Annotated in this window: 25 protein-coding genes; 6 read left to right on the top strand and 19 right to left on the bottom strand. The window is 68.7% G+C overall.

Annotation, left to right across the window (positions count from 1 at the left end; translation table 11 throughout):
• Positions 1 to 612, bottom strand: a complete 612-nt coding sequence (locus tag E1P53_RS12735) for a hypothetical protein (RefSeq protein ID WP_312028728.1) — start codon at positions 610 to 612, stop codon at positions 1 to 3.
• A gap of 275 nt (positions 613 to 887) precedes the next feature.
• Between E1P53_RS12735 and E1P53_RS12730 the strand changes: the two genes are divergently transcribed.
• Positions 888 to 1,703, top strand: a complete 816-nt coding sequence (locus E1P53_RS12730) for an SGNH/GDSL hydrolase family protein (RefSeq protein ID WP_244941174.1) — start codon at positions 888 to 890, stop codon at positions 1,701 to 1,703.
• A gap of 12 nt (positions 1,704 to 1,715) precedes the next feature.
• On the opposite strand, the gene E1P53_RS12725 is transcribed toward E1P53_RS12730, so the two are convergent.
• Both E1P53_RS12725 and E1P53_RS12720 read right to left on the bottom strand, forming a co-directional pair.
• Positions 1,716 to 2,333, bottom strand: a complete 618-nt coding sequence (locus tag E1P53_RS12725; protein ID WP_006901125.1) for a class I SAM-dependent methyltransferase — start codon at positions 2,331 to 2,333, stop codon at positions 1,716 to 1,718.
• A gap of 9 nt (positions 2,334 to 2,342) precedes the next feature.
• Positions 2,343 to 3,542: a MalY/PatB family protein gene (locus E1P53_RS12720; RefSeq protein ID WP_131734488.1), complete on the bottom strand. Its 1,200-nt coding sequence runs from the start codon at positions 3,540 to 3,542 to the stop codon at positions 2,343 to 2,345.
• A gap of 35 nt (positions 3,543 to 3,577) precedes the next feature.
• Between E1P53_RS12720 and E1P53_RS12715 the strand changes: the two genes are divergently transcribed.
• From E1P53_RS12715 to E1P53_RS12700, 4 genes are all read left to right on the top strand, one after another.
• Positions 3,578 to 4,369, top strand: a complete 792-nt coding sequence (locus E1P53_RS12715; RefSeq protein ID WP_006901123.1) for an LLM class F420-dependent oxidoreductase — start codon at positions 3,578 to 3,580, stop codon at positions 4,367 to 4,369.
• 116 nt (positions 4,370 to 4,485) lie between these two features.
• On the top strand, positions 4,486 to 6,510 hold the full coding sequence (locus tag E1P53_RS12710; RefSeq protein ID WP_131734487.1) for a TPM domain-containing protein: 2,025 nt from the start codon (positions 4,486 to 4,488) through the stop codon (positions 6,508 to 6,510).
• 218 nt (positions 6,511 to 6,728) lie between these two features.
• Positions 6,729 to 7,211, top strand: coding sequence for a MarR family winged helix-turn-helix transcriptional regulator (locus E1P53_RS12705; protein ID WP_131734486.1), 483 nt, complete (start codon positions 6,729 to 6,731; stop codon positions 7,209 to 7,211).
• A gap of 70 nt (positions 7,212 to 7,281) precedes the next feature.
• On the top strand, positions 7,282 to 8,556 hold the full coding sequence (locus E1P53_RS12700; RefSeq protein ID WP_131734485.1) for an MFS transporter: 1,275 nt from the start codon (positions 7,282 to 7,284) through the stop codon (positions 8,554 to 8,556).
• Positions 8,557 to 8,572: 16 nt separating this feature from the next.
• Here the strand turns inward: E1P53_RS12700 and relB are convergent, their stop codons facing one another.
• The 14 genes from relB to E1P53_RS12630 all read right to left on the bottom strand — a co-directional run bounded on the left by relB (position 8,573) and on the right by E1P53_RS12630 (position 23,655).
• A complete protein-coding gene (relB, locus tag E1P53_RS12695; protein WP_006901118.1) occupies positions 8,573 to 9,265 on the bottom strand; it encodes a type II toxin-antitoxin system RelB family anti-toxin in 693 nt (230 codons plus the stop codon).
• A gap of 41 nt (positions 9,266 to 9,306) precedes the next feature.
• Positions 9,307 to 10,503 (bottom strand): NAD(P)/FAD-dependent oxidoreductase, encoded by a 1,197-nt coding sequence (locus tag E1P53_RS12690; RefSeq protein WP_109237954.1) that lies wholly within the window; start codon positions 10,501 to 10,503, stop codon positions 9,307 to 9,309.
• The gene (locus tag E1P53_RS12685; protein WP_131734484.1) at positions 10,500 to 11,831 is read right to left on the bottom strand and encodes an FMN-binding glutamate synthase family protein; all 1,332 of its coding nucleotides are present in this window, start codon (positions 11,829 to 11,831) and stop codon (positions 10,500 to 10,502) included. The genes E1P53_RS12690 and E1P53_RS12685 overlap by 4 nt, the downstream gene beginning before the upstream one ends.
• 77 nt (positions 11,832 to 11,908) lie before the next feature.
• Positions 11,909 to 12,658: a GltB/FmdC/FwdC-like GXGXG domain-containing protein gene (locus tag E1P53_RS12680; RefSeq protein WP_181954831.1), complete on the bottom strand. Its 750-nt coding sequence runs from the start codon at positions 12,656 to 12,658 to the stop codon at positions 11,909 to 11,911.
• Complete coding sequence (locus E1P53_RS12675; protein ID WP_006901114.1) at positions 12,646 to 13,542, bottom strand: class II glutamine amidotransferase domain-containing protein; 897 nt, start codon at positions 13,540 to 13,542, stop codon at positions 12,646 to 12,648. Before E1P53_RS12675 ends, E1P53_RS12680 begins: the two co-directional genes overlap by 13 nt.
• A gap of 77 nt (positions 13,543 to 13,619) precedes the next feature.
• The gene (gene glnT, locus E1P53_RS12670) at positions 13,620 to 14,978 is read right to left on the bottom strand and encodes a type III glutamate--ammonia ligase (protein WP_131734483.1); all 1,359 of its coding nucleotides are present in this window, start codon (positions 14,976 to 14,978) and stop codon (positions 13,620 to 13,622) included.
• Positions 14,979 to 15,255: 277 nt separating this feature from the next.
• Complete coding sequence (locus E1P53_RS12665) at positions 15,256 to 16,617, bottom strand: ammonium transporter (protein WP_109237952.1); 1,362 nt, start codon at positions 16,615 to 16,617, stop codon at positions 15,256 to 15,258.
• A gap of 59 nt (positions 16,618 to 16,676) precedes the next feature.
• Positions 16,677 to 17,702 (bottom strand): heme-dependent oxidative N-demethylase family protein, encoded by a 1,026-nt coding sequence (locus tag E1P53_RS12660; protein ID WP_131734482.1) that lies wholly within the window; start codon positions 17,700 to 17,702, stop codon positions 16,677 to 16,679.
• Positions 17,699 to 18,691 carry a PDR/VanB family oxidoreductase gene (locus E1P53_RS12655; protein ID WP_131734481.1) on the bottom strand — a complete coding sequence of 331 codons (993 nt, stop codon included), beginning with the start codon at positions 18,689 to 18,691 and terminating at the stop codon, positions 17,699 to 17,701. The genes E1P53_RS12660 and E1P53_RS12655 overlap by 4 nt, the downstream gene beginning before the upstream one ends.
• The gene (locus E1P53_RS12650; protein ID WP_131734480.1) at positions 18,688 to 20,220 is read right to left on the bottom strand and encodes a heme-dependent oxidative N-demethylase family protein; all 1,533 of its coding nucleotides are present in this window, start codon (positions 20,218 to 20,220) and stop codon (positions 18,688 to 18,690) included. The genes E1P53_RS12655 and E1P53_RS12650 overlap by 4 nt, the downstream gene beginning before the upstream one ends.
• The gene (locus E1P53_RS12645) at positions 20,217 to 21,227 is read right to left on the bottom strand and encodes a PDR/VanB family oxidoreductase (protein WP_131734479.1); all 1,011 of its coding nucleotides are present in this window, start codon (positions 21,225 to 21,227) and stop codon (positions 20,217 to 20,219) included. Before E1P53_RS12645 ends, E1P53_RS12650 begins: the two co-directional genes overlap by 4 nt.
• On the bottom strand, positions 21,224 to 21,778 hold the full coding sequence (locus tag E1P53_RS12640) for a dimethylamine monooxygenase subunit DmmA family protein (RefSeq protein ID WP_131734478.1): 555 nt from the start codon (positions 21,776 to 21,778) through the stop codon (positions 21,224 to 21,226). The genes E1P53_RS12645 and E1P53_RS12640 overlap by 4 nt, the downstream gene beginning before the upstream one ends.
• A gap of 12 nt (positions 21,779 to 21,790) precedes the next feature.
• Complete coding sequence (locus E1P53_RS12635; protein WP_131734477.1) at positions 21,791 to 22,174, bottom strand: cupin domain-containing protein; 384 nt, start codon at positions 22,172 to 22,174, stop codon at positions 21,791 to 21,793.
• A gap of 302 nt (positions 22,175 to 22,476) precedes the next feature.
• The gene (locus E1P53_RS12630; protein ID WP_131734476.1) at positions 22,477 to 23,655 is read right to left on the bottom strand and encodes a DUF418 domain-containing protein; all 1,179 of its coding nucleotides are present in this window, start codon (positions 23,653 to 23,655) and stop codon (positions 22,477 to 22,479) included.
• Between the two features lie 80 nt (positions 23,656 to 23,735).
• On the opposite strand from E1P53_RS12630, the gene E1P53_RS12625 reads away from it, so the two are divergent.
• Positions 23,736 to 24,326, top strand: a complete 591-nt coding sequence (locus tag E1P53_RS12625) for a TetR/AcrR family transcriptional regulator (RefSeq protein WP_131734475.1) — start codon at positions 23,736 to 23,738, stop codon at positions 24,324 to 24,326.
• A gap of 72 nt (positions 24,327 to 24,398) precedes the next feature.
• On the opposite strand, the gene E1P53_RS12620 is transcribed toward E1P53_RS12625, so the two are convergent.
• Together E1P53_RS12620 and E1P53_RS12615 are read right to left on the bottom strand one after the other, a co-directional pair.
• Entirely contained in the window at positions 24,399 to 24,716 is a 318-nt protein-coding gene (locus E1P53_RS12620) for a hypothetical protein (protein WP_006901103.1), read from the bottom strand.
• A gap of 92 nt (positions 24,717 to 24,808) precedes the next feature.
• The gene (locus tag E1P53_RS12615; protein ID WP_131734474.1) at positions 24,809 to 25,375 is read right to left on the bottom strand and encodes a DinB family protein; all 567 of its coding nucleotides are present in this window, start codon (positions 25,373 to 25,375) and stop codon (positions 24,809 to 24,811) included.
• Positions 25,376 to 25,397 lie beyond the last annotated feature (22 nt).

Below are 25,397 nucleotides of genomic sequence, written 5' to 3'. Positions count from 1 at the left end.
CTAGGGAACCAGCGCCCCGAGATCGAGGGAACCGAAGTCGAGCGGGCCGCCCGGCTTCTGGCATCCGGTGACGACCAGCTGCTGAGGGTTCGGCAGTCGATCGCCCTCCTGCGGACCGGTCTTGATCCGGAAGTAGATCGTCTTCGTCCCGTCTGCCGACGGTCCGGGCGCCCCGGACACCGCGTTCAGGTCGATGGTCTGCTGAGTGAGGAATCCGTCGGGCTGTGCGTTCCGGTTGTAATTGTTGTTGCTGTCCCATTCCGGAACCCCGGGCGCCAGGCCTGATCTCAGCGGCGGATCACCCACCCACCGGGCGATGGGCCAGGCTATTCCCGACTCCTCCCGCCAGGGCGGTTCCATGGTCGCCGGAATGTCCGTCCTGTTGACCATGTCCGGATCGTTCTCCTCGGCGAACCACCAGTCCGGCTGGAAGAACGTGGAGTTCGTGTAATTGGTGACCTTGATGGTGGCGGTGCAGTCCCCGTTGGACACGCCCTCCAGTTCCACTCCGCCGCCGTCGGCGTGAGCGACTCCTGCACCGGACATGCCGCCGGTGATGATCCCGCCGGCGAGGACGGCCGCCAGCAGTCCACGCATTGATGTCTTGGTCATGAGACCCCCGTCAGGACTCGAAAGACGGGGGACGACGGGATTGCCGACCTTCGCCACCGTCACCGTAAACTCGATCGGCCCGGTACATGGCGCACTTTCGTGATCCCGTTGTCCGGCCCGCTGGCAGGTCTCGGCACGGCATCGGACACGCCTCAGAAGGATCTCGATCGGTTTACGAATACGTCTCCGCTAGTTCACTTTTGCATACATGCGGACACTCTCGACACATGCGTCCATCCCGTTACAGATCTCTGTTCGCCGTGACCCTCGCCTCCGTGGCCGCACTAATCGCGGGCACGGGCACCGCCGCGGTCTCGACCGCGGACACGCCGAAGCCCAACTACGTCACCCTCGGCGCCTCCTTCTCCGCGGGCGTCGGGATATCCCCGTCGGCAACGGGAGCCCCGGCCGGATGCGGACGGTCGGAGAAGAACTTCCCCCGGCTCGTCGCCAAGGCAAAGGGTTACGACCTCACGGACATGAGCTGCGGGGGCGCGCAGACCCGTCACATGACCGAATCCCAGACCACCGGGCAGCCAGGCCAGTTCACGGCGCTCTCCGCGTCGACGGATGTCGTGACCCTGCAACTCGGGTACAACGACGGCAACGTGTACTCCGGCGCGATTGCCGACTGTTCCCAAAGCGGTTCGATGAGTTCGCCGCTCGCTCCGTGCGAGGTGCGCACCGCGGGGCGCTACCCCGCCGAGATCCTGCTGACCGGGCCCAAGATCGCAGGGGTGATCGACGGGGTCAAGGCACGGGCGCCCCGAGCCCGCATCCTCGTACTCGCCTACCCGGCCGTCTACCCCAGCCAGGGGAACTGCCCGCTGCAGAACCCGTTCTCGGCCGAGGACACCGCGTTCCTCAACCGGCTCGAGGTCCAGCTGAACGACATGCTCAGGACCCAGGCGCTGGCCAAGGGGGTGGAGTTCGTCGACACCTACACCCCGAGCGTCGGCCACGACTCCTGCAAGTCGCAACTGACGAGGTGGATGGAGCCGTATTCGAACCCGGTCGGCGCGATCCGTCTGCACCCCAACGCCAAGGGGCATCAGCACATGGCGGAGGCGGTCCTCGGCGCCCTCGACTGAGTCGGCGGGTCGTCAGGCGGCCGGTCGTCGTGCCCGGAACACGACGTCGTGGGTGTGGTGCCCGCGACCGGCCGCCTTGCCCCGCGGGCGCACTTCGTCGGCGAGGACCTCCCAGCCGGCACCGAGGAGTCCGCCGAAGTCGCCGGGCTGGACGTAAGCGTCGGGGTCGAACCCGTGGGCCCGCACACCCTCCGGGGCATGCGCGACGACGAGCAGCGTCCCACCCGGGCCGACGGCGCCGACAAGCTTGCGCGCGACGTCGATCTCGGCGAGCGGTATCGGAAAATAGTGCAGCGCAACGAGTTCGAAGTCTCTCCCCGGCACCGGGTCGTCGACGAGGTCGGCGCGCACCCACTCGATCGGCAGGTCGCCACTGATCGCTCGGGCGCGGTCGAGGGCCACCTGGGAGATGTCGACGGCGGTCACCTGCCAGCCGCGCTCGGCCAGCCACCGGGCGTCGGCGCCCTCGCCCGAGCCGACGTCGAGCGCAGTGCCGGGGCTCAGCCCCTCGGTCTCCACGATGAGAGCCGGGTTGACGTCGGCCGTCCACAGGCGGTCGGCGTTGCCGTACCGCTCATCCCACTCCGCTGCCCGGTCCACCGGTCTGTCGTCGCCCACCCTGAGATTCATAGCAGGTCGTCAGGAGTCGGCCGCGTCGTCGACGACCCGACCGATGCGTTTGATCGCCTCGGTGAGGACCTCGGGAGAGCAGGCCACGTTCACTCGCGCGAAGCCCTTTCCCGGCTCTCCGAAGGCCGGGCCGTAGTGCAACGCGACCCGACCCCGATCGAGGATCACCCGGCCGGGGTCGTCGCCCAGTCCGGTGTCGCGGAAGTCGAGCCAGGCGAGGTACGACGCCTGCGGCCGCCGATAATGCACCGACGGAAGATGTTCTGCGAGAAGCTCCTCCAAGAGGTCGAAGCTCTCCCCGATCACCTCCAGGGTGGCGTCGAGCCAATCCTCGCCGTCGACGAACGCGGCCTCGGTGGCTGCGCGACCGAGGATGGAGGTGCGGTAGCGCACCTCCTCGGGCTGCCGCTCCACGATCGCCCGCGTGCGTTCCGAGGTCGCGACCGACAGGGCGCACTTGGCACCGGCGAGATTGAACGCCTTGCTCGCCGAATGTGCTGCGATGCCGATCTCGCGCGCGGCGTCGCCGACCGCCGGGAACGGGACGAATTCGACGCCGGGATGCACGAGTGGGGCGTGGATCTCGTCGCTGACGACGATCGCGTCGTGGCTCGCGGCGAGTTCGGCGAGTCGCGCGAGATCCTCCCGGTCGTGGACGAGCCCGACCGGGTTGTGCGGGCTGCAGAGCAGGACGACCCGCGCGCCCGCGGCCAGCGCTCTCTCGATCCCGTCGAGGTCCATGCGCCAACGCGGGGATTCGACCAGCGGCACCTTCACCACGGTCCCGCCGGCCTCGGGAATGAGCTCGAAGAACGGCGGGTACACCGGCGGCATCAGGATGACGCCGTCGCCCGGTCGGATGGCCGCACGCAGGGTCTCGACGATCACGACGCCGACGTCGGTGGTGAGGGCGACGTCGCCGGCGTCGACCTGCCAGCCCCACCGCCGCGCGGCGAAGTCCGCGAAAGCGGTTCCCACGCGGCCCGGATCGCCGGCGTAGCCGAGGTCCGACGCGCGGACGCGGTCGATGATGGCCTCGGCCACCACCGGCGCGAGCTGATAGTCCATCTCGGCGATGAACAGCGGCAACACGTCGTCGGGATGGGTTGTCCACTTGGCGCTGGTACGGCGGCGGAGCTCGTCGAGGGGCGGTGCGGCGGGTCGGGGTGTCACGAGGTCAGTGGTACCACGGCTGCCCGCTTCGGCCATCGACGCCGGCAGCCTCAGCAGGCAGACTGGTGCCCATGGCCTTTCCCATTCGTATCGGTGTCCAGATCCAACCCCAGCACGCTCCCGAGTACGGCCTGATCCGGGACGCGGTCCGCCGCGCCGAGGACGCGGGTGTCGACATCGCGTTCAACTGGGATCACTTCTACCCCCTGTACGGCGATCCCGAGGGCGCCCACTTCGAGTGCTGGACCATGCTCGGCGCGTGGGCCGAACAGACCTCGCGGGTCCAGATCGGCGCACTCGTCACGTGCAACTCGTACCGGAATCCGGAACTGCTCGCCGACATGGCGCGCACCGTCGACCACATCAGCGGCGGCCGGCTGATCCTCGGTGTGGGTGCGGGTTGGTTCCAGAAGGACTACGACGAGTACGGATACGACTTCGGCACGGTCGGGTCGCGCCTGAACGACTTCGGTGCGGCGCTGCCGCGGATCAAGTCGCGCCTGGCCAAGCTGAACCCCGCGCCCACCCGGGACATCCCGATCCTCATCGGGGGCAGCGGCGAGAAGAAGACCCTGCGCTACATCGCCGAGCACGGCGACATCTGGCACGGCTTCAACGACGTCGAGGCCTACCGGCACAAGTCCGCGGTCCTCGCCGAACACTGCGCGGCGGTGGGACGCGACCCGGAGACCATCGAGCGTTCGTCGGGACTGCAGTACTCCGGCGACACCGACCAGCTCCTACGGGACGCCGAGGCGCTGGCTGCCGAGGGCGTCACGCTGCTGACCGTCGGCGTGACCGGACCCGACTACGATCTCACCGCCGTCGAGGCGCTGTGCCGCTGGCGCGACTCGCGTCGGTGAGCGGACATCGGAACGGATGCGACCCGCCGCGGCCATGCTCTCCCCGGATGGGGCGCCTGACTAGATTGGTGACCATGCATCGGGTACCGGTCCCCCGGGGGAAGTCGACGCTCGTTATGACACGCCGCACCGGCGCAGGTCTCGGGACCCTGGGGCTCCTCCTGGGCTTCCTGACGGCCCTCCTCCTGTGGACGGTGAGTGCGCCCACCGCCGCCGCGGAGCCTCCCGCCCGCCTGCCCGCCTTCGTGGTCGACCCGGCCGAGGTGATCACGCCGGGACAACGGGCGGAGCTGGAAGAGGCCATCGACAAGCTGTACGAGGAGCACGGCGTCCAGCTGTGGATCGTGTACGTGCGCGGCTTCGACGGCTTCACCAGCGAACGGTGGGCGGATCAGACCGCCACGTTGAGCGAGCTCGGTGACCGGGACGTCCTGCTGGCCGTCGCCACCGAGGACCGGGCCTACCGGCTGACCGCGCTGGACAACATCGGCGGACTCGACCAGTCGACCCTCGACGACGTCGCCCACAACGATGTCGTGCCCCAGCTGAAGGACGGCAACTGGGCCGGGGCCGGGCTCGCCGCGGCGAACGGGCTGTCCAACGCCCTCGAGCCCAGCAACGCCGGCCTGATCACCGCGGGCGTGGTCGGCGGTGCGGTGGTCGTCGGCGGTGGCGGCGCGTACCTGTACTCGCGCCGCCGCAAGCGCCGCCGGATCGAGCAGGGGGTCGACACGCTGCGGGAGCAGGAACTGACCGTCGACCAGCTCGCCCAGCAGCCCCTCGACGTGCTCGACCCGTGGTCGCGCGAGGTGCTGACCGATCTCGACAACGCGATCCGGACCAGCGAGGAGGAACTGCGACTCGCCCGCGACGAGTTCGGGCCGGTCGAGACCGCACCCTTCAGCGACATCGTCGAACGCGCCAAGCGGGCACTCGCAGAGTCCTTCCGGATCCGTCAGCGACTCGACGACGACATCCCGGAGACCGTCGACGAGCAGCGGTCGATGCTCGTGCAGATCATCACCGACTGCACGGCGGCCGACACCGCACTCGACGATCAGGTCGAGGCGTTCGATGCGATGCGCAATCTGCTCATCAACGCCGGGCCGCGATTCGACTCGATCACCCAGCAGCTCATCGCGCTGCGGGCGCGGCTGGAACCGGCCGAGAAGAAGCTCGCCGACCTCATCGAGAAGCACGGTGAACAGACCCTGACCTCGATCCTGTCGAACGTCGAGCTCGCACGACAGCAGATCGACTTCGCCGAGGCGGCCGCCGATCAGGGCCGCGCGGCCGTCGCGGCGCCGGTCGGCCAGCAGGGTCCCGCCGTCGCGGCCATCCGCTCGGCCGAGGGCTCCATCGAGCAGGCCACCACGCTCCTCGACGCCATCGACCACGCCGACGCGAACATCGCGACCGCACGCATGCGCATGCCCGCACTCATCGACGAGGTAGACGCGGAACTCGTCGAGGCCGCCGCACTCACCGCCGACGGCGGGCCGGCGCTGGCGTCGGCGACCGAGGCGGCCCGCGCCGCGCTGGCCGCCGCACGCACCGGCTTCGACGCCGATCCCCTCGGCACGTTCGCCGCCCTCGTCGACGCCGATGCCGATCTCGACGAAGCCCTCGCGGCCGCCCGCGACACCGCGGCCGAACGCACCCGGCGCGCACAGGTGTTGACCGCCGCGCTCGAATCGGCGAGTGCGAAGGTCACCGCGGCGGCGGACTTCATCGGCACCCGCCGCGGCGCCGTGCAGGCGACGGCCCGCACGCGACTTGCGGAGGCCCAACGGCTCCTCGCCACCGCACAGGAGGCCGCCGCAACCGATCCCGTCGCGGCGATCTCGACGGCCCGGCAGGCGGGCGCGCTCGCCGACCGGGCCCTCATGGCCGCGCAGGGCGACGTCGTGAACTGGCAGCAGTCGCAGCAACCGCGGTCGGGCGGGTCGACCGCGGGCGCAGTGCTGGGCGGCATCCTCGTCGACAGCTTCCTGCGGGGCACGATCAGCGGTGGCCGTGGTTACCGCGGCGGCGGCCACTCGGGCGGATTCGGCGGCGGATTCAGCTCGGGAGGGCGCAGTCCCGGCTCGTTCGGCGGGTCCGGGTCCTCGGGGCGGATCGGCACCGGCGGACGGTTCTGAACGACGCTCCGCACCGCCCCGGGGCGACGACCCTCGCGGCCGGCGGTCCGAGGTGACGCCCGGGCGGCGGACTGCAAGTCATCGACGATAACGCCACCTCCACACGGAAACCCGGTTTCCGGGAGGTGGCGTTCACGTATCCCTTCCGGATTCGTGTCGCCGATCTCACACCCGTCTCAACTTTTCGTTCGATCTTCTAAGTATTAGAGTTTCTAAACGTGCCCGCCACTGATCCCGTCCAGCTCGCCTCGGCCCTCCGGCCGACGATCACGCGGCTCTACATCACCCTGCGGCGGCACGCACCCGTCGTGGAACTCACCGCGGCGCAGACGTCCGCGATCAACACCCTGGCCGACCACGGTCCGATGCGGATGGGCGAGCTCGCCGAGCGCGAGGCCATCCGGATGCCCACCGCCACCTCGGTGATCGACGGACTCACCAAGCACGACCTCGTCGAGCGCCGACCCGATCCCGCGGACCGGCGAGCAGTACTGGTCGGCCTCACCGAGCACGGACGCGATGTGGTCGAGCGGATTCGCCTCAGCCGCGACGTCGCCCTGACCGACGCCCTGGCGGACCTGAGCCCCGAGCATCTCGAGGCGCTCGAGGCGGCCGCACCGGCTCTGGCCGCCCTGCGCGACGCGCTGGACCGACAACCGGCACGTCCCGCACAACCCGCGACGACCACCGCCGACCACTGACCCCCGGTTCAACACCGAGCCGTCCGTCAGCGCAATCCCCCTGTCCCACCGCCCGATTCAGAGGACATTCATGACCGTCACCGAAGACAAGGCCGCATCCACGCCGGGATCGGCAACCCCGGAGAAGCACGCCTCGCTCCTCGAGATGTTCCGCATGCAGCCGCGCGCCGTGTGGATCACCGCGTTCGCCGCCACCATCGCCTTCATGGGCATCGGCCTGGTGGATCCGATCCTGCACAGCATCGCCGAGGCGCTCAACGCTCCCCCGAACAAGCTCACGCTGCTGTTCGGCGTGTACGTCGGCGTCCAGTGTGTGGCGATGCTCGTGACCGGCTGGTCGGCCTACCGCTTCGGCCCCAAGCGCACGCTCACCGTCGGATTGGTGTGCATCGTCCTCGCCTCCGGCATCTCGGTCCTCGCCAGCGACATCGACCAGCTCATCGCACTCCGCGTGCTGTGGGGTCTCGGCAACGCGCTGTTCCTCGCCACCGCCCTGGCCTTCATCGTCTCCTCCGCCAAAGGCGACCGCCACAGCGCGATCATGATGTACGAGGCCGCGCTCGGTATCGGCCTGGCCGTCGGCCCCCTCCTCGGCGCGACGCTCGGTGAGTGGACCTGGCGCGCACCGTTCGGCGGCACCGCACTGCTGATGCTCATCGGCGCCATCCTGTGCGCGATCATGCTTCCCGCCGACTCCCCGCGTGCCACCCGCACCCCGGTGCGGATCAGCGACCCGCTCAAGGCCCTCAAGAACCGCACCCTGACCATCGCCGGCATCGGGTCCGCGTTCTACACCGGCGCGCTGTTCACGGTCATCGCGTGGGCCCCGATCGCCATGGGACTGCGCCCGATCCACGCCGGCATGATCTTCTTCGGCTGGGGTCTGCTGACCGCCGTCGCCGGAGTCTTCCTGGCCACACCGCTGGCCCGGGCGATCGGCGAGAAGGGCGGAGTCCTCACCGCGATCACCGGCTACGGCGTCGTGATGGCGCTCGCCGGGATCGGGACCCTGACCGGCGAGGTCTGGCTCATCGGCCTCGCCGTCGTCCTGTCCGGCCTGCCGTCGGGCATCCTCAACACCCTGTTCACCGACCTGGCCATGGCGTCGGGCGGAACCGACACCCCGCGGTCGGTGTCCAGTGCCGGCTTCAGCTTCCTGCGCTGGGCGGGTGCCGCCATCGCCGCGGTGCTGGTCTCCTACCTGGCCGAGTGGTTCGGCGAGGTCGCGCCGTGGTGGTTCGCCGTCGGCTACTGCGCCGTCGCGCTCGGTGCGGTGGCGATGGTGCGGACCAAGAAGCGCAAGGTCGCCGAGGACGCGGCCCTCATCGGCGCCGAGGAGTTCTGAGCAAGCGAAACCCGCGTCAGACGGCGGAATCCGGGAACGCGATGACCGAGAGGAAGCGCACGGGCAGTTCGACCAGTTCGACCGGCCCGTGCGCTCCCTCTCCGTCGAGCTGGAGTGCGTCCCCCGGGTGCATCCGGTACACCGAGCGGCTGTGCGCGTAGTCCATCACGCCCTCGAGGACGTACAGGAATTCGGTACCGGCGTGCTGGAACAGAGGCTGCGTCACCGACTTCTCGGTGAGGGTCACCAGCAGGCACTCGAGTCGCTTGTGTTCTCCCCGAAGGGAACCGAGCAACTCGTACTCGTGACCCTCGCGTGAACCCTCGCGGATGATCGCCGATCCCTCGCCCGCCTTCACGAAGACGGCCGACCGCTCCATCTCCGCGCCGCGGAACAACGACGTCACCGAGACGTCGAAGGCCTGGGCGAGGCGGGCGAGGGTGCTCAGGCTGCACGAGGTCTGGGCGTTCTCGATCTTCGAGAGCATCGCCTTGGAGATGCCGACCCGAGAGGCCATGTCGCCCACCGACAGTCCCTGCTGCCGCCGGAGTCGGCGCACGTTGTGCGCGATCGCCGTCTCCAGCTCGAGCTCCTCGACCGACTGATCCACCGGCCGTTCCCGAGCGATGCCGGACTGGTTCCGGATCAGTTCCTCGTCGGTCACCCCGCCACCATAATGCGCGAGCTCGTTCACTGTCAGTTGACACATGGTTCGCGTCCTTTCGTCGGTCGACGCCCGTCACAGGACGCTCAGCGCATCTCGCCCGCCCCCACGTACGGGAACCTCGTCTTGAGCAGGTCGTCCTCGGCGAATCGCGTGTATCGGAAGTCCGACTCCGGGATCCGCGGGTCCGAGCTGTGCCCGTCGACGACGAGATCGGCGACGAGGCGACCCACGGCGGGCGAGATCTTGAACCCGTGCCCGCTGAATCCGCAGGCCAGCACCAGGCCGTCGAGCGGGCCGCGGGAGATGATCGGGTTCCAGTCCGGCGTCACGTCGTAGCAGCCGGCGTAGCTCGTCGTGATCGTCGGCTCGGTGAAGCCGGGGAAACGCGTGCCGACCTTCTCGACGGTCAGATCGATGAAATCGCCGGTGACCTGGTTGCTGTAGCTGTCCGGGTCGGCGATCTCCAACTCCTTCAGATCGCTGTTGCCGAACAGGATCTCGCCGCGGACGTCCGGACGGACGTATTGCAGCGACACCAGGTCGGAGAAGACCGGGACCTGTCCGAGATCCTCGCCCGGGTGGATCATCATGATCTGTTCGCGGTGCACCGAGATCGGCACGTCGATGCCGTGCCGCGCGAGGAACGGCTTGGTCCACACGCCCGTCGCCACGACGACGGTGTCGGCCGAGATCGTCGATCCGTCGGCCAGGCGGACCCCGGTGACGCGGTCCCCGTCGACGACGAGTTCGCTCACCGCGGTGCCCTGGCGGATCTTGATCCCGGTGGAGCGGGCGGCCGCGGCGAACGCCTGGGCGGTCTGATAGGCGTCGCCGTATCCACCGCGTTCCTCCCAGCCGAAGGCCGCGAAGGGCTCGAGATCGGCCGCCGGCCACAGCGCGGCGACCTCGGCGGCGTCGATCTCCTCGGTCTGGACACCGACTTCTCGCTGTGCCGCAAGGCTTTTGCGGAGATTCTCGGCGTTCGCCTCCCCCACACCCACGACGTAGCCGGTCTGCCGGAAGCCGATGTCGGTGCCGAAGATCTCCTCGGCCTTCTCGAAGACCTCGAGACCGTAGGCGGCCATCGCGGCGAGTGAGCTGACGCCGTAGTGGCAACGGACGATGCCCGACGACTTTCCGGTCATGCCGCCGCCCACGGTGTCGCGCTCACAGACCACGACATCGGTGACGCCGCGCTGTCCGAGGGCCCAGGCGGTGGCCGCGCCCTCCAGGCCACCGCCGACGATGACGACCGATGCGGTCGAGACCTGATCGCTCACAGTCCACTCCCCGGAATCCAGCCGGTGCCGGCCAGCGGCACGCGGGCCATCGCGGCGGCCTCGATCGAGATGGCCACCAGATCCTCGGGCTCGAGGTGCTGCAGGTGCGCCTTGCCGCAGGCCCGGGCGATGGTCTGGGCCTCCATCGTCATGACGCGCAGGAAGTTCGCCAGGCGCTTGCCGCCGAGAACCGGGTCGAACCGGGCGGACAGCTCCGGGTCCTGGGTGCTGATGCCCGCGGGGTCGCGTCCGTCCTGGAAGTCGTCGTAGTAGCCGGCGGCCGAGCCGATGGCCTCGTACTCGTTGGCGTAGCGAGGATCGTTGTCGCCCAGGGCGATCAGCGCGGCCGTTCCGATGGCCACGGCGTCGGCGCCGAGAGCCATCGCCTTGGCGACGTCCGCGCCGTTGCGGATGCCGCCGGAGACGATCAGCTGCACCTCGCGGTGGACGCCGAGTTCCTGCAGCGCCTGGACGGCCTGCGGGATCGCGGCGAGCGTCGGGATGCCCACGTGCTCGATGAAGACCTCCTGGGTGGCTGCGGTGCCACCCTGCATACCGTCGACCACGACGACGTCCGCGCCGGAGTGCACGGCCAGCTTCACGTCGTAGTAGGTGCGGCTGGCGCCGACCTTGACGTAGATCGGCTTCTCCCAGTCGGTGATCTCACGCAACTCGTTGATCTTGATGGCCAGATCGTCCGGGCCGGTCCAGTCCGGGTGCCGGCACGCACTGCGCTGGTCGATGCCCTCGGGCAGGGTCCGCATCGCCGCGACGCGCTCGGAGATCTTCTGCCCCAGCAACATCCCGCCGCCGCCGGGCTTGGCGCCCTGGCCGAGGACGACCTCGATGGCGTCGGCCTTGCGCAGGTCGTCGGGGTTCATGCCGTAACGCGAGGGCAGGTACTGGTAGACGAGGTGCTTGGACTGGCCGCGCTCCTCCGGCGTCATGCCGCCGTCACCGGTGGTGGTCGACGTGCCGACCTCCGACGCGCCGCGACCGAGGGCCTCTTTGGCGCCGGCCGACAGCGCGCCGAAGCTCATGCCCGCGATGGTGACCGGCGTCGACAGGTGCAACGGGTACTTCGCGTTGCGGGTGCCCAGCCACACATCGGTGTCGCAGCGCTCGCGGTAACCCTCGAGCGGGTACCGCGACATCGACGCGCCGAGGAACAGCAGGTCGTCGAAGTGGGGGAGCTTGCGCTTGGCGCCCCAGCCGCGGATGTCGTAGATGCCGGTCTCGGCGGCACGCTGGATGGCTGCGATCGTGGTGCGGTCGAAGGTGGCCGATTCGCGGAGGCCGCGCTGCTCGATGCTGAGGTTCTCGGTCATGGTGATGTCTCCGGTGTGCGGGTCCGAGGTCGACGGGCGCCTCGGACGGGGTATACGCGAAAGGTTCGGGCTGCGGGTCAGTACGCGGAAGCGTTGTCGACCTTGAAGTGATAGAGCTCCCGGGCCGAGCCGTAGCGGGTGTAGGCGCTCAGGTCGTCGTCGGCGAAACCGGCGGCCTTCAGCAGGCCGGCGAGCTCCTCGAGGTGCTCCTCGCGCATCGGCTTGGCGATGCAGTCGGCGCCCAGCGATGCGACGTCGCCGCGGACGTAGATGCGGGTCTCGTAGATCGAGTCGCCCAGGCCGTGCCCCGCGTCGCCGCGGATGACCAGGCGGCCGGCCTGCGCCATGAAAGCGCTGTTGTGGCCGACGTTTCCGCCGATGACGATGTCGACGCCCTTCATCGAGATGCCGCAGCGCGCGGCCGCGTCGCCCTCGACCACGAGCAGGCCGCCGTGGGCGGTCGCACCGGCCGACTGGGAGGCGTTGCCCTTGACGATGACGGTGCCGCTCATCATGTTCTCCGCGACGCCCGTGCCCGCGTTGCCGTTGATGACGACCTCGGCCTGCTGGTTCATCCCGGCCGCGTAGTAGCCGACATGACCGTTGACGGTGATCTTCACCGGGGCGTTGACACCGGCTGCGACGGCGTGCGCGCCCGCCGGGTTGTCGATGACGATCTCTCCCGAGATGTCGCCGTGCAGTGCGGAATTGACCTCTCGCAGGGGTGTGGCCGCGAGATCGAAGTGGTGATTGGGGCTCATCGTCTCAGCCTTCGCCGTGTCGGTGGGGAAAGGGGCAGGGGAGTTGTCGATGGTCAGCGTGTCCATGCGTAGACCACCTCCGGCTCCGGTTCCCAGATGCGGGCGTTCTCGACGCCGGGGAGCTTGGCCAACGCGCGATACTCGCTGGCGATCGCGACCCAGTCGTCGGTCTCGGCGATCACCGCCGGCTTGCAGGCGATGGCGTCGCGGACGACCGCGAAGGAGTCGTGGTTGGAAACGACCAGGGTGTAGAAGCCGTCGAAGGTCGCGCAGACCTCCTTCAGGGCGGTCTCCACGTCCTTGCCCGCGGCGAGCTGGTGTGCGACGAACCGGGCGCCGACCTCGGTGTCGTTCTCGCTGTCGAACTCGACGCCCTCCGCGCGGAGCTCACGACGGATGGTGGCGTGGTTGGAGAACGACCCGTTGTGGACCAGGCACTGCTCCGGGCCGACCGCGTACGGGTGCGCCCCGGACGGGGTCACCGCCGACTCCGTCGCCATGCGGGTGTGGCCGACGCCCTGCCAGCCGGAAGCGTGTGCCAGGCCCCAGGATTCGGTGAGGTCGCGGGGGGCGCCGACGCCCTTCAGGACGGTCAGGTCGGCGCCGAAGCCGGCGATCAGCGCATCGGGGTAGGCGGCCCGGGCGGCGCCGAGCAGCTCCTCGGCGGGAACCGGGGCGGAGACGACCAGGGTGGTGTCGACGAGCTGCGCGGCAACCGGGACGCCGACGGCCGCACCCAGGGTCGAGGCGACCTCGTCGGGCACGACGTCGAGTTCGAGGAGGGAGACGCAGCCGTGGCCGGGCGGGGCCCACTCTGGGTTCCCGTAGACGGCGATGCCGGCCGAGTCGGCGCCGCGGTCCTGCATCTCGCCGAGCATTTCGGCGAGCATCGCACCGAGACGGGGATGGAGTTCCGGATTACGCAGGTGCAATCCGACGATTCCGCACATGGTCGAATTCCTTTTCTTCGAAGGGGGAGTGGATGCTGTCCCGGGCGCCGCTGCCGGCGCCGGGGCGGAGTACCGGGTCAGAAGGCGGTGAGGTACTTGTCGACCTCCCAGGGGGAGACCGCCGAGTGCCAGTGGAAGAACTCTTCGCGCTTGAGGTTGGAGAAGTAGGTCGAGACCGTCGGCTGGTCGGCGGGCCAGTCCTGCGGGATCGCGGCGTCGAGCGCGCCGGTGACCACCGCGTCGGACTCGAGTGCCTCGACCGCGTGCAGCAGGGTCAGCGGCAGCTCGGCGACGTGGCTCGGTGCCGCACCGACCTCACCGGGATCGAGACTGCGCTTGATGCCGTCGAGGCCGGCGCCGAGCAGCGTGGCAACCGCGAGGTAGGGATTGGCCGATCCGTCGCCGCCGCGGAGCTCCACGCGCTGGTCGTCGGGGACGCGGATGTAATGGGTGCGGTCGTTGCCGCCGTAGGTGGCCTTGCGCGGCGCCCACGAGGCGCCGGAGCGGGTCGCGGTGGCGCCGGTTCGCTTGTAGGAGTTGACCGTCGGGGCGATCACGGCCTGCAGGGCCGGCGCGTGCTCGAGGATGCCGCCGATGAAGCCGTAGGCGGTCTCCGACAGGCCCAGGCCGCGGAGGTCCTCGCCGACCTGCGGGAACACCGGTTCGCCGCCCTTGGTCAGGGAGAGGTGGAAGTGCAGTCCCGAGCCGGTCCGATCGGCGAACGGCTTCGGCATGAAGGTGGCGATCATGCCGTTCTCGCCGGCGATGGCCGAGAGCAGGTAGCGGAGGGTGACGACCCGATCGGCGGTGGTCAGCGCGTCGGCGTACTTGAAGTTCTGCTCGAACTGGCCGTTCCCGTCCTCGTGGTCGTTGGCGTAGTTGCTCCAGCCGAGTTGGTTCATGGCGGTCGACACGGTCGTGAGGTGGTCGTACATCCGGGTCAGGCCGCGGACGTCGTAGCACGGCTGGTCGGAGTCGTCGGCGGCGTCGGCGGTGACCAGCGAACCGTCCTCGGCGCGCTTGAGCAGGAAGTACTCGACCTCGGCCCCCACCCACGGCTCGAAGCCGGCGTCTGCGGTCTGGGCGATCAGGCTCTTGAGGATGTTGCGCGGGGCGAACGGCCACGGCTTACCCTCGACGTGCGGATCACACTGGACGACCGCGAGGCCCTCCTTGATGAACGGGATCGGCAGGAAGGAGTTGACGTCGGGGATCGCCATGAGGTCGGGATCCTTGGGCTCCTGACCGATCGCGCCGACCGCGTAGCCGGCGAAACCGACTCCCTCCGTGGCGAGTTCGTCGACGGCCTCGACGGGGACCAGCTTGGCGCAGGGCTTGCCGCGGAGATCGACGAACATCGCGAGGATGAACTTGGTGTCGTTGGCCGCGCACAGCTCGGCGAGGGTGGCGTTCTCGGTGGTGTCGTTGATGGTCATGCTGCGCTCCGTGGATCGACTCTGGGATTTGCCTATCGGGGTTGTCCACTCGTGTGAATCTTTGTCTACCGTTAGTAGACCGGCTGTATGTTTCGGCGCTGTTTCCGAACTGTGAGCGGTCAGTGTCGTTCCGCGAGCGGTTGTTTCATCCGATGGCAAACCGGGCGTCGCCCGGAGGGCGGACACGAAAAGACCCGGGGGCCCGCCGTTCTCGGCGAGCCCCCGGGCCGGGTGTTCGTTTCTTCTCGGTGTCCGTGGAGGTCCTGTCGGTGGCCGATCAGACCTGAGCGGACGGCTTCGACGGCGGCATCGACTTCTCCACCGACTCGGCCGCGACCGCCGGCGACAAAGCGCCCAGGCCGCCACCTGCGTGACCCGCGCTCGAGGCGGGGATCTCGTAGGCGGTCTCCGCGTGGATGGTGGTGTCGAGGCCGACCATCTCGGTCTCCTCGTCGACCCGCAGGCCCATGATCTTGTCGATCGCCTTCGCGATGATCCAGGTCATCACGAAGGAGTAGGTGCACGTGATGGCGATGCCGAGCAACTCGCGCCAGATGATGTCGGGATCACCGCCGAATAGCACGCCCTGGACACCGGCGGGCGCGACCTCGCTGGCGAACAGGATGATGCAGATGGTGCCGACGATGCCGCCGATGCCGTGGACCATGAACGCGTCGAGCGTCTCGTCCACCTTGAGGCGGGCCTTGAAGCTGAGCAGGAAGGCGACGACCGCGGCGGCGAAGATGCCGACGAGCAGGGCGCCGATCGGGGTCATGCTGCTGGCTGCCGGGGTAATGCCCACGAGGCCGGCGACGACGCCGGTGATCAGGCCCAGCGAGGTCACGTGACCCTCACGCCACTTCTCGACGATGGCGAAGCCGATCATGCCGGCCGAGCCCGCGAGCAGGGTGTTCAGGATGACCGACTGCGCGAGGAAGTTGGCGCCGAGGGCGCAGCTGCCGTTGAAGCCGAACCAGCCGAAGAACAGGATGCCGCCGCCGAGCATGGCCATCGGCACGTTGTGCGGACGCTCCATACGCCGCTTGCGGGCGCCGAGGACGACGGCCAGGGCGAGCGCCGCGACACCGGAGTTCATGTGGACCGCGGTTCCGCCCGCGTAGTCGACGATCTGCAGCTTGTTCAGCAGGAAGCCGCCTTTGTAGTCGTCGTCGACGTCGGCCGCGAAGACCCAGTGGGCGAGCGGGAAGTACACCACCAGCAGCCAGATCGGCGCGAAGACGAGCCAGGCCGAGAACTTCATGCGGCCGGCCGCTCCGCTGGCGACGATGGCGATGGTGATGGCCGCGAACAGGATGAACCAGGCTGCGAAGTACAGCGTCTGGGTGGCACCGGACTCGTCATCGGTCAGCCAGTTGGTGAGGCCGATGAAGTCGGTCGGGTTGCCGATGAGGCCCCATCCGCCCACCGAGGGTCCGGACACGAGTCCGTATCCGACGAGGACGTACAGCACCGCGGTGATGGCCAGCGTCGACATGACCATCGACATGGTGTTCAGCACGTTCTTCGAGCCGACCATGCCGCCGTAGAAGAAGGCGAGGCCGGGGAACATCAACAGGACGAAGACGAATGCCGCGAGCATCCAGGCCAGGTCGGCATTTGTCGCGAGTATCGGTTCCATGGGCGATCTTTCGGTTCGGAGACTCGGAAGTCGGGGTCACATTGCTCAGCTCACGGGCGTCATTGACCGCGTAGATATGCGACGACGTTGTCGCGGTAGTCGAGGAATCCCTTGTAGGCGGCGATGTCCTCACCGAGTGTCTCGATGACGGTCGCCAACTGCTCGGCCCACTCGGGTATGCGCTTCACGTCCTCCAGCGAGGCCATGAATGTGCGGATATTGAACGTCACGGCACCCGACATCGGCAACCGGACGAAGTGTTCGAGCTCGATTCGCAGGCGCGCCCTGGCGAAATCACCGTCGGCCACCATGCCCGGAACGTCGCCGGCCCACTCCGGCAACTCTTCCAAGCTCACGTCGAGTTTGTGCGAATCAGACGCCGACAGAGTCCAGTTCACCCTGCGGTACACCTGATCTGCCGGTAGCCTACGCAGGAACTGCTCGGCGCGCGCGACGATGCCCTCGCGCAGCATGCGCGGAACCGGTGCGTGGATCTCGTACATGTCCATGCCCACGTCGAAGGACACCGACCAGGCGGCGGCGAAGGTGACGATGCCGGCGTCGAAGTAGAGGTGGCCGTCGCGCTCGGTGACGAGCAGCAGGTCGTCGGGCACCTCGCGGGCGAGGAACTCCATCGGTCCGTACGGCAGCGAGCTCGGGTCATCCAGGACGAACTCCTGGTCGGTGCCGAGAAGGTCGTTGCGCCAATGGAACCGGCCGTCGCCGTGTTCGTCGAGATGCATCACCTCCGGATAAGAGATGGCGAGATCGCGGAGGTAGTAGAGGAGCAGGTCCCAGCAGGCGATCTCCATGCCGGGTCTGATCCGCACCCGTGACGGGTCGGCGTCGAGGATGCGACGCCGCTCGGCCATGATCGCCGGGTACTCGGCACCGCCGAGATCGACGAGGTGCCTGCCCCATTCGCCCCCGCGGGTGCGGCGGGGAATGCGTGCGGGTTCGACGTTGACGCTGTAGGTGAACTGCTCGAGGTCCTCGGGGAAAGGCCAGGGGAGATTGCTCAGATGGTCCACCGGCGCGCTGAGGAAGAGCTCGGCGGGTGTCGTCGGGATCGCTTCGGTCGTCACAGGTCCACCTCGATGTTCTGGCCGCGGGAGACACAGCAGAGCATGGCGTCGCCGAGCGACTTCTCCTCGTCGGTGAGAACGAGGTCGCGGTGCTCGATGGTGCCGCTGCGCACGGGGATTCGGCATTCCCCGCACACGCCCTGCCGGCAGAGGTTCGAGACTTCGACGCCGTTGTCGAGGAGTCGTTGGAGCAGTGACACCCCGGAGGGCACCACGATCGTGGCGCCGCTGGATGCGAGGGTCACCGTGAACGGTTCGCCCGGGTCCTGCTCGGGTGCGGTGAACCGTTCGAGATGCACTCGTGCCGAGGGCCACCCCTGCTCGGCGGCGAGTTCGGTGTAGGCCTCGAGCATCGGTCCCGGACCACACGCGTAGGCGTGTGTGCCGAGCGGCTGCGAACGGAACCGGTCCCGCAGCAACTCGGTGGTCTCGTCGATGCCCGAGACCTCGTGCAGGGTGATGTTCGGTTGCCCGGCCAGCGCGCGCAGATCGTCGAGATGTGCTGCGGCGCCGGGCCGATAGGAGTAGACGATGTCGGCGCGCAGGCCTTCGCGGGCCAGGGCCCGCGCATGCGAGAGCACCGGGGTCACTCCGATGCCGCCGGCCACGAGGAGGGCCCCGCGCTGGTTGAGGACCGGACCGAACATCGACCGCGGGCCCTCCACCTCGACGATGGTGCCCTCGGTCAGGTTGTCGTGCAGCCAGGCCGATCCGCCTCCGGCACCGCGCCGCAGCACCGAGATCCCGTAGGTGTCGGGGAACATACCGTCGTCGACCAGCGAGTAGGCGTTGCGGTGCTCGCCGGCGCTCACGATCAGGTGGCTGCCCGGCTGGTAGGGCGTCAGCGCCCGCGGCGCGTCGTCGACCGGGGCGAACCGGAAGTGTTTGATCTCGTCGGTGAGCTGCTGCACCTTCACCACGCGCATGGGTCGCGCCGCGGTGGTGTATCCGGGGTGCAGGTGTGCCGGAGTTGTTGCGGCAGCGGTCATTCATCACCTCCTGCGGCCGACGCGAGGTAGCTGCCCATCGTCGGCGAATGGTGTTCGTGGATCTCCAGGTCGCGGGCGCAACCCGGGCAGGCGACGACGCCTCCTGGGACGGCTTCGACGCGGAAGGTGTCCCGGCAGTGTGCGCAATACATCGGCAGATCGCCGAAATCGGTGACGTACGCGGCGAGTTCGGCCGGCACCGCCCCTGCCTCGCGAGCGAGTGCGAGCGCGGTCATGACGTCGTACTGGCCGCCCGCGACCATGATGCGCGTCCCGATCACCGCATCGTCGAGGGCGGCGGCGAGGGCCGTCCGGTCCTCTTCCTCGGTGAGGGAGTCGAGGACCAGCAGCCGCGTGGTGCCGGCCGCCTCCGCGGTGGACACCCAGTTCCGCGAGACGTGGGCGGTCTCCGGGTCGCGGCCGATCGCGACGACGAGGAACGCGGCGCCGGTGGTGTCGACCGGCGGGGGAGTGGTGGGCCACTCCGGCATGCCGGGTCCGGACGGCAGCGGCGCGACGGGCGCGGCGTCGCGCAGGTACTGCGCGGCCCGGTCGCGGTACTTGATGATGCCCTTGTACTCGGCCATGTCGGCGGGCAATTCGGCCAGCACCTCCGCGGCGCGCCGACGCCAGGGCTCCACGGTCGCGAGCTGGTCCAACGGGAGCAGGTAGGTGCGGATCAGGAAGACGATCGCGCCCGAGTCGGGGAGCCGGATCAGGTGCTGGACCTCCACGCGCAGGTGGACGCGACGGCCGAACTCCTCGTCGTCGACGTGCTGGATGGTCTCCCGGTCCGGGCCCCACTCGTGGTAGATCTCCGTCGACACGTCGAGGCGGCGGTCGATCGTCAGCGTCCAGTTGGTCCGCCGGTACGGCTGATGCGGCTGGAGTCGCTTGAGGAACTCATGAGCGCGGGTGATGACACCTTCCTTGCGGATCCGCGGCACCGGGCCGTGGATCTCCAGGAAGCTCATCCCCACGTCGAAGCCGAAGCTCCAGTCCGCCGCGAAGGTCACGACACCCGCGTCGACGAACAGCTGGTCGTTGCGCTGGTCGAGGAGGGCGATGTCCTCCTGGACCTGCGAGGCGATGTAGCGCAGCGGCTCGTCGGGCAGTGTCGCGGCGTCGGCGTAACGGAAGCGCTGCTCGATGCCGAGGATGTCGTTGCGCCACAACCATTCGTCACCGCCGAGGTTCTCGAGGTGCATCTGCTCGGGGTAGACCGCGTCGAGTTCGCGCATGAGCGTGAGCATGGTGTCCCAGGCCGCGGGAACCATGTGCGGGAGGACCGCGTGGCGGCTCGGGTCGGCGGCGAGGATCGCCGCCCGCTGGTCGAGTTCGGAACGGTACTCCGAGTCGATGTCGACGACCGCGGCACCCCACTGGCCGGCCGGGGTGACGACCGGCTGCTCGGCGGGCTCGACGTTGGTGCTGTATCGGTAGCGGTCCTCGGGGAAGGGGAACGGGAAGCCGGCGATCAGGTCGGATGCGACCGGCGTCGTCCCGGTGGTGTTCTCGAGGGTGGTCACAGGTGAACCTCCAGGGTGCAACCTTCGCCGGCGCGGGAGACGCACGGCATGATGGCGTCGCCGGCGTCCTTCTCCTCGGCGCTGAGGTAGAGGTCGCGGTGGATGGGTGAACCGCCGGACAGGGGGATGCGGCATTCACCGCACACGCCCTGACGGCACAGGTTGGGGATCTCGATGCCCTGCTCCTCGAGGGCCTCGAGCATGCTGGTCCCGGACGGCACGTCGACGGTGCGGCCCGACGCCGTCAGTCGGACGCGGAACGGGTCACCGGCGTCGAGCGCGTCGATCCCGAAGCGCTCGAAGTGGATTCGCGAGTCAGGCCACCCCGCCTCGTGGGCGGCGTCGATGACGGCGTCGATCATCCCGGCCGGGCCGCAGACGTAGAGGTGGGTACCGATGGGCTGCTCCCGGAGGGCCTCCCCGAGGCGGGCGACGAACGCGTCCTGCTCGGTGAAGAGCTCGGCGTCGCCTCCGGCGAGTTCGGCGACATCCTGCAGGTGCGCCCCCGCGTTCTCGCGGAAGGTGTACAGGATCTGCACGTCGCGACGCCACCGGGCGGCGGCCCGCAGGTGGGACACCATCGGGGTGATCCCGATCCCGCCGGCGATGAGCAGGTGCTTGCGTGCGCGGGCGATCGGTGCGAACGCACTACGCGGAAGCCCGACGGTGAGGGTGTCGCCGACGGCGAGTTCGTCGTGCAGCCAGCGCGATCCGCCGTTCCCGTCCTCGACCCGGAGCACCGAGATCGAGTAGTGGGTCGGGTGGGTGCCGTCGCCGGTCAGACTGTAGGCATTGGTGTGCGGGCCCGCGTGCACCACGAGGTGGCTGCCCGGGACGAAGCCCGGGAGGAGCCGGCCGGCGGGGTCTGCGAGCGTGATGCTGCGGATGCCCTCGGCGGGGACGTCGATCGCGGTGACGACCAGTTCCAGTGTCGTCGCGCGATCGGTCCGCGACGACCCGGTCCCGGATTCGACGACCGCAGCGGTCTCTGCGACCGGAGTACTCATGCTTCGACCTCCTGGGGGGCCGGCTCGAACGGGGCTGTCTCGGCGTCGACCTGGAAGCCCAGGTACTGACCGGTCCGTCGGGACACGTGGTGGTAGACGAGCAGGTCGCGTCCGCAGCCAGCGCACGCGACGACGTCGTCCACCTGTGCCCGCACGCGGTTCACCGCGCGGCAGTGCACGCAGAAGACGTCGATCTCGCCCGTCGTCTCCGGTGCGACCAGGACGTCGATCTCGTCGTCTTCGAGTCCCGCGGCGAGCGCGATGGCCCGAAGCTGCAGCGCTGCACCGGCATCGTCGGCGATCCACACCCGGACGCCGACCGTCGCGGACGACAACGCCTCGGCGAGCGCGTCGCCCGCGGAGTCGACGTCACCGGTGATCCTCGTGGTGGCACGCGGCGCGAGGTCGGACTCCCAGCGATCGAGGACCTCGTCGACGGACCCCACGCCGACCAGCAGGTATGCGCTGCCGGTCGGCGCGGGCGTCGTCGTCTCGGCCAGATCGCCGGGGCGCGCCCACGCCGGCACGCTGGAGTACGTGATCTGCGACATGGCGCCGCCTGATCAGAGAAGCGTCGCGTCGCGCAGGCCGGTGTAGAAGGCGAGCGCGTAGTCGGGGGTGCTGAAGTAGATCTTCGAGCCCTTGGGGAAGAAGATCGCATCCTTCGCCTTGGCCACCAGCTTCTGGCCGGTCTCCTTGTTCTCCAGGAGGAACTCACCCTCGAGAACGACCTTCATCTCGTCGTACTCGTACTCGTAGTAGAGCGGCTCGTCGGTGTGACGGAGTTCGAAGTACCCGCTGCACATCGGGCTGTCGTCGGGATTCTCGTAGACGTCACCGATGAAACCCTCGGTGTCGGGGTACTCCTCCTCCGACATCTTCGGCAGGTCTTTCCAGGCGCCGCTGGTCACGCGGAACTCCAACGCCTTGGCACTCTCGATCGTCACGATGTTCCTCCATATCTCACTCGGGTCGTGCACGCGATGCGTGCGACGGTGCTCGGCGTCCGGAGCCACCTCTGTCGAGTCGATCCAGGATCGGTGTGACTCATCTGAGTGGACGCCGTCCCCTGATATGAAACAAGTGGTCTGTTTCAGGAATATGACGACTTTGTAATGGAGTGCTACACGGGAATTCCCGTCTCAGAGTTGGGGTTCCGCACAGAAAGTGTATCCAGAATGGTTTCGATCGGTCGGCCGACAGGTATGATCGTCCGATTCGGCGACCGGCGCGAGATCATCGCCCGGGGTCATCCCATCCCGCGGCGGGCGCCGGCGAGCTCACCGCGATCATGACGCGACGACTCCCCACCGAGAACCGCATAACCCCTGTGCCACAGCCACTCCAGGGGGCCGCGATCGAAGCGGCGGAGCCAGGCCCGGGACACCGCGATCATCATCACGCAGATCGACAGATAGAGAAGGACCGTCACGGGCACGACGGTCTCGGAGTCGAGACGCTGCGTCAGGCCGAGTCCCCAGCCGTAACAGACCGCGCCGGCGACCATGTTCTGGAACACGTAGCAGCTCAGTGCCATTCGTCCGACCGGTGTCACCGCGCGTCCCCAGAATCCCGGCCGGCGTCCGTCGGCGTACAACCCCGCCACCCAGGCGAGCAGGCCGAGCGAGACGACAGGTGCGATCCCGTAGCGGCCCAGCACCACGCCCGCGTCGCCGCCGAGCATCCCGACGAGGAGATCCAGCGGGAGCGCGACGCCGAATCCGACGATCATCAGTCGTCGACGCAGCGCCGCACCCCGCGGTTCCAGCACGCCGGCGCGCAACAGCGCAGCACCCACCAGGAAGAGCGCGATCGACATCGGCAGGATGAAGATCACCTCGGCGCGGAACAGGGCCAGGTTCTCGGCGCGGAACAACACGAGACCCCAGAAACTGCTGCCCTCATATGGATTCGGTTCGAGCGGAGCACCCTGACCGACCGGGGCGGAGGCGAGCGCCAGGGTGACCAGGGACAGCAATGCGAGGTGGACCACGATCGCGACGATCAGCGCCACGTGCTGCCGCCTGATCCGCATCGACAGGAGGTACGCGACGATGATGCCGGTCACCGCGTAACCCATCAGGACGTCGAACTCGGTGAACAGGAAGTAGTTGACGAGGCCGTCGATGAACAACAGAACCCCGCGCATGGCGTAGCGACCGGGCCAGGCCCGTCCGCGCCTCAGGGCCGAACGCTGCTGGATGGCCAGTCCGATGCCGAACATGATCGTGAGCAGACCGAGGAACTTGCCCTGTGCGAGCTGCTGTAGGACCGCCTCGACCGGGGCCCAGGCACCGGACGCCCGACCGACCCCCTGGATGTAACCGACCAGGCCTTCGGGATCGGTGAAGATCCAGATGTTGGTGGCGAGGGTGCCGAGGATGGCCAATCCGCGCAGGACGTCGAGCGAGGCATAACGGGTGGGCATTGCGGTCTCCGTCGTTTGGTATCACGACTGTGCTAGTAAACGATGGGGCCAAGGTAGCACAGGTGTACTAGCATGGGCCAATGCCCAAACTCATCGACCGTGCCGAGCGGCGGGCCGAGATCGCCGAGGCGCTGTGGCGAATCGTGCTGCGCGACGGGGTTTCGGGTGTCTCGGTCCGCGAGGTTGCGGCCGAGGCGGGGATCTCGGTCGGATCGTTGCGGCACGTCTTCGCCGACAAGTCCGAACTGCTCGAATTCTCGATGCGATTGATCTACGACCGCGTGGAGGAGCGGGTGCGGGCGCATGCTCGTATGCGTGACCCGCTGCGGCGGGCGGAGGCGATCCTGGCCGAACTGATGCCCTTCGACGACAACCGGCGCGTCGAGATGCACGTCAATCTCGCCCTGCTCACCGAATCGGTGGCCCACCCCGGACTTGCCGCCGCCGCGCGCGAGGCCTACGAGGGGCTTCGGCTGCTGTGCCTGGGCGTGCTGACCGATCTACGAGAGCACGGGCTCGTCGCCACGGGGGCCGACCTAAAGAGCGAGGCGGTCCGCCTCCACGCCCTCGTCGACGGGATGGCGATGCACATGCTGATCGACGACCGGCACGGACCGACGGCGAGGCGAACGCTGGCGAAGCACCTGAAGGGGTTGTCGACTCGCGGCTGACGCCATCGCTCACGGATTCCGTTCCCGCGCACCCGGTTCGCGTGAGCGGGAACGGAACTCGTGAGCGTCGTCCTACCGGGTGGTGGGACGATTCGGGTATCCGAGCAACTTCGCCCAGTACTCGTCGGGCAGCTCTCCGCCGGCGCGGAGCACCCGGGCGAGACCCGCGGCCATGAATGCCCCGAGGAGCCCCAGCCACAGACCCGCGAGGGAGATCGCGACGATGGCGACGGTCCGGGCGATCGGCCACGGCTCCAGGACGAGGAGGACGGGGGCGAAGAAGAAGCCGACGCCGACGAACCACGACGAGAGTTCCTGGTCGCATCGCATCACCGCGGCGAGCCAGCGGGGTGTCGGGCGTGCAGTCGTGTCGGTCGGGAGGGTGGTCATCGGGTACCTCCTGGAGAACCTGCGGTACCTCCAGACTCCGCCCATCCCGGGTTCCCGACCACTACCTCGCGGGTAAATCGCCGGCGGGGCGGCTACCGGAATCGGCGGGCGGAATCCTCGATGCATCGGTGGAGGCGCGACCAGTAGGCGGGATCGGCGGTCTGACGCTCCCCGGGCAGGCGACCGGTCGAGCCGTCGACGAGTTCGCGCACGATGTCGGCGTGCCCGGCGTGACGGGAGGTCTCGGCGATCATGTGGACCAGGATCTGGTGCAGCGTGACCCGGCGGCGTTCGGGAGGCCACGGCGGAACCTCGCCCACCGCGTCGAGATCCCGTGTCCGGATGGTCTCGTCGGCGTGAGCACAGGCCCGCCGATAGAGATCGACGATGCCTTCCCGTGACTCGTCGGGCGTCGCCCACATGTCGCCGTCGGGGACATCGCTCGACAACCAGGCGGGAGGATCGGGGAAGGGGCGGCCGAACACCGCGCCGAAGTAGCCCATCTCGCAACCGGACAGGTGCTTGACCAGTCCGAGCAGGTTGGTGCCGTGCGGTGTCAGGGGCCGCCGGACGTCGTATTCGGAGAGTCCGTCCAGCTTCCACCGCAACGCTTCCCGCGCCTCGTCCAGGTAGCGGTGCAGGATGTCCTTCTCGCTCACCGGTCCTCCGTGCGGCGGGTCG

Source organism: Gordonia paraffinivorans (assembly GCF_900683595.1).
Lineage (GTDB): Bacteria > Actinomycetota > Actinomycetes > Mycobacteriales > Mycobacteriaceae > Gordonia > Gordonia paraffinivorans.
The sequence above is the reverse complement of the archived record's forward strand: the minus strand, read 5'-3'. Positions and strand labels throughout refer to the sequence as shown.

Excerpts from the sequence above, each read along its gene's own strand:
- E1P53_RS12720 (WP_131734488.1), bottom strand. The coding sequence starts at position 3,542 with ATGGCCGAAGCGGGCAGCCGTGGTACCACTGACCTCGTGACACCCCGA.
- E1P53_RS12675 (WP_006901114.1), bottom strand. The coding sequence starts at position 13,542 with ATGTGCGGAATCGTCGGATTGCACCTGCGTAATCCGGAACTCCATCCC.
- E1P53_RS12700 (WP_131734485.1), top strand. The coding sequence starts at position 7,282 with ATGACCGTCACCGAAGACAAGGCCGCATCCACGCCGGGATCGGCAACC.
- E1P53_RS12685 (WP_131734484.1), bottom strand. The coding sequence starts at position 11,831 with ATGACCGAGAACCTCAGCATCGAGCAGCGCGGCCTCCGCGAATCGGCC.
- E1P53_RS12645 (WP_131734479.1), bottom strand. The coding sequence starts at position 21,227 with ATGAGTACTCCGGTCGCAGAGACCGCTGCGGTCGTCGAATCCGGGACC.
- E1P53_RS12640 (WP_131734478.1), bottom strand. The coding sequence starts at position 21,778 with ATGTCGCAGATCACGTACTCCAGCGTGCCGGCGTGGGCGCGCCCCGGC.
- E1P53_RS12680 (WP_181954831.1), bottom strand. The coding sequence starts at position 12,658 with ATGGACACGCTGACCATCGACAACTCCCCTGCCCCTTTCCCCACCGAC.
- E1P53_RS12630 (WP_131734476.1), bottom strand. The coding sequence starts at position 23,655 with ATGCCCACCCGTTATGCCTCGCTCGACGTCCTGCGCGGATTGGCCATC.
- E1P53_RS12725 (WP_006901125.1), bottom strand. The coding sequence starts at position 2,333 with ATGAATCTCAGGGTGGGCGACGACAGACCGGTGGACCGGGCAGCGGAG.
- E1P53_RS12710 (WP_131734487.1), top strand. The coding sequence starts at position 4,486 with ATGACACGCCGCACCGGCGCAGGTCTCGGGACCCTGGGGCTCCTCCTG.
- relB (WP_006901118.1), bottom strand. The coding sequence starts at position 9,265 with ATGTGTCAACTGACAGTGAACGAGCTCGCGCATTATGGTGGCGGGGTG.
- E1P53_RS12620 (WP_006901103.1), bottom strand. The coding sequence starts at position 24,716 with ATGACCACCCTCCCGACCGACACGACTGCACGCCCGACACCCCGCTGG.
- E1P53_RS12715 (WP_006901123.1), top strand. The coding sequence starts at position 3,578 with ATGGCCTTTCCCATTCGTATCGGTGTCCAGATCCAACCCCAGCACGCT.
- E1P53_RS12655 (WP_131734481.1), bottom strand. The coding sequence starts at position 18,691 with ATGACCGCTGCCGCAACAACTCCGGCACACCTGCACCCCGGATACACC.
- glnT (WP_131734483.1), bottom strand. The coding sequence starts at position 14,978 with ATGACCATCAACGACACCACCGAGAACGCCACCCTCGCCGAGCTGTGC.
- E1P53_RS12665 (WP_109237952.1), bottom strand. The coding sequence starts at position 16,617 with ATGGAACCGATACTCGCGACAAATGCCGACCTGGCCTGGATGCTCGCG.
- E1P53_RS12735 (WP_312028728.1), bottom strand. The coding sequence starts at position 612 with ATGACCAAGACATCAATGCGTGGACTGCTGGCGGCCGTCCTCGCCGGC.
- E1P53_RS12625 (WP_131734475.1), top strand. The coding sequence starts at position 23,736 with ATGCCCAAACTCATCGACCGTGCCGAGCGGCGGGCCGAGATCGCCGAG.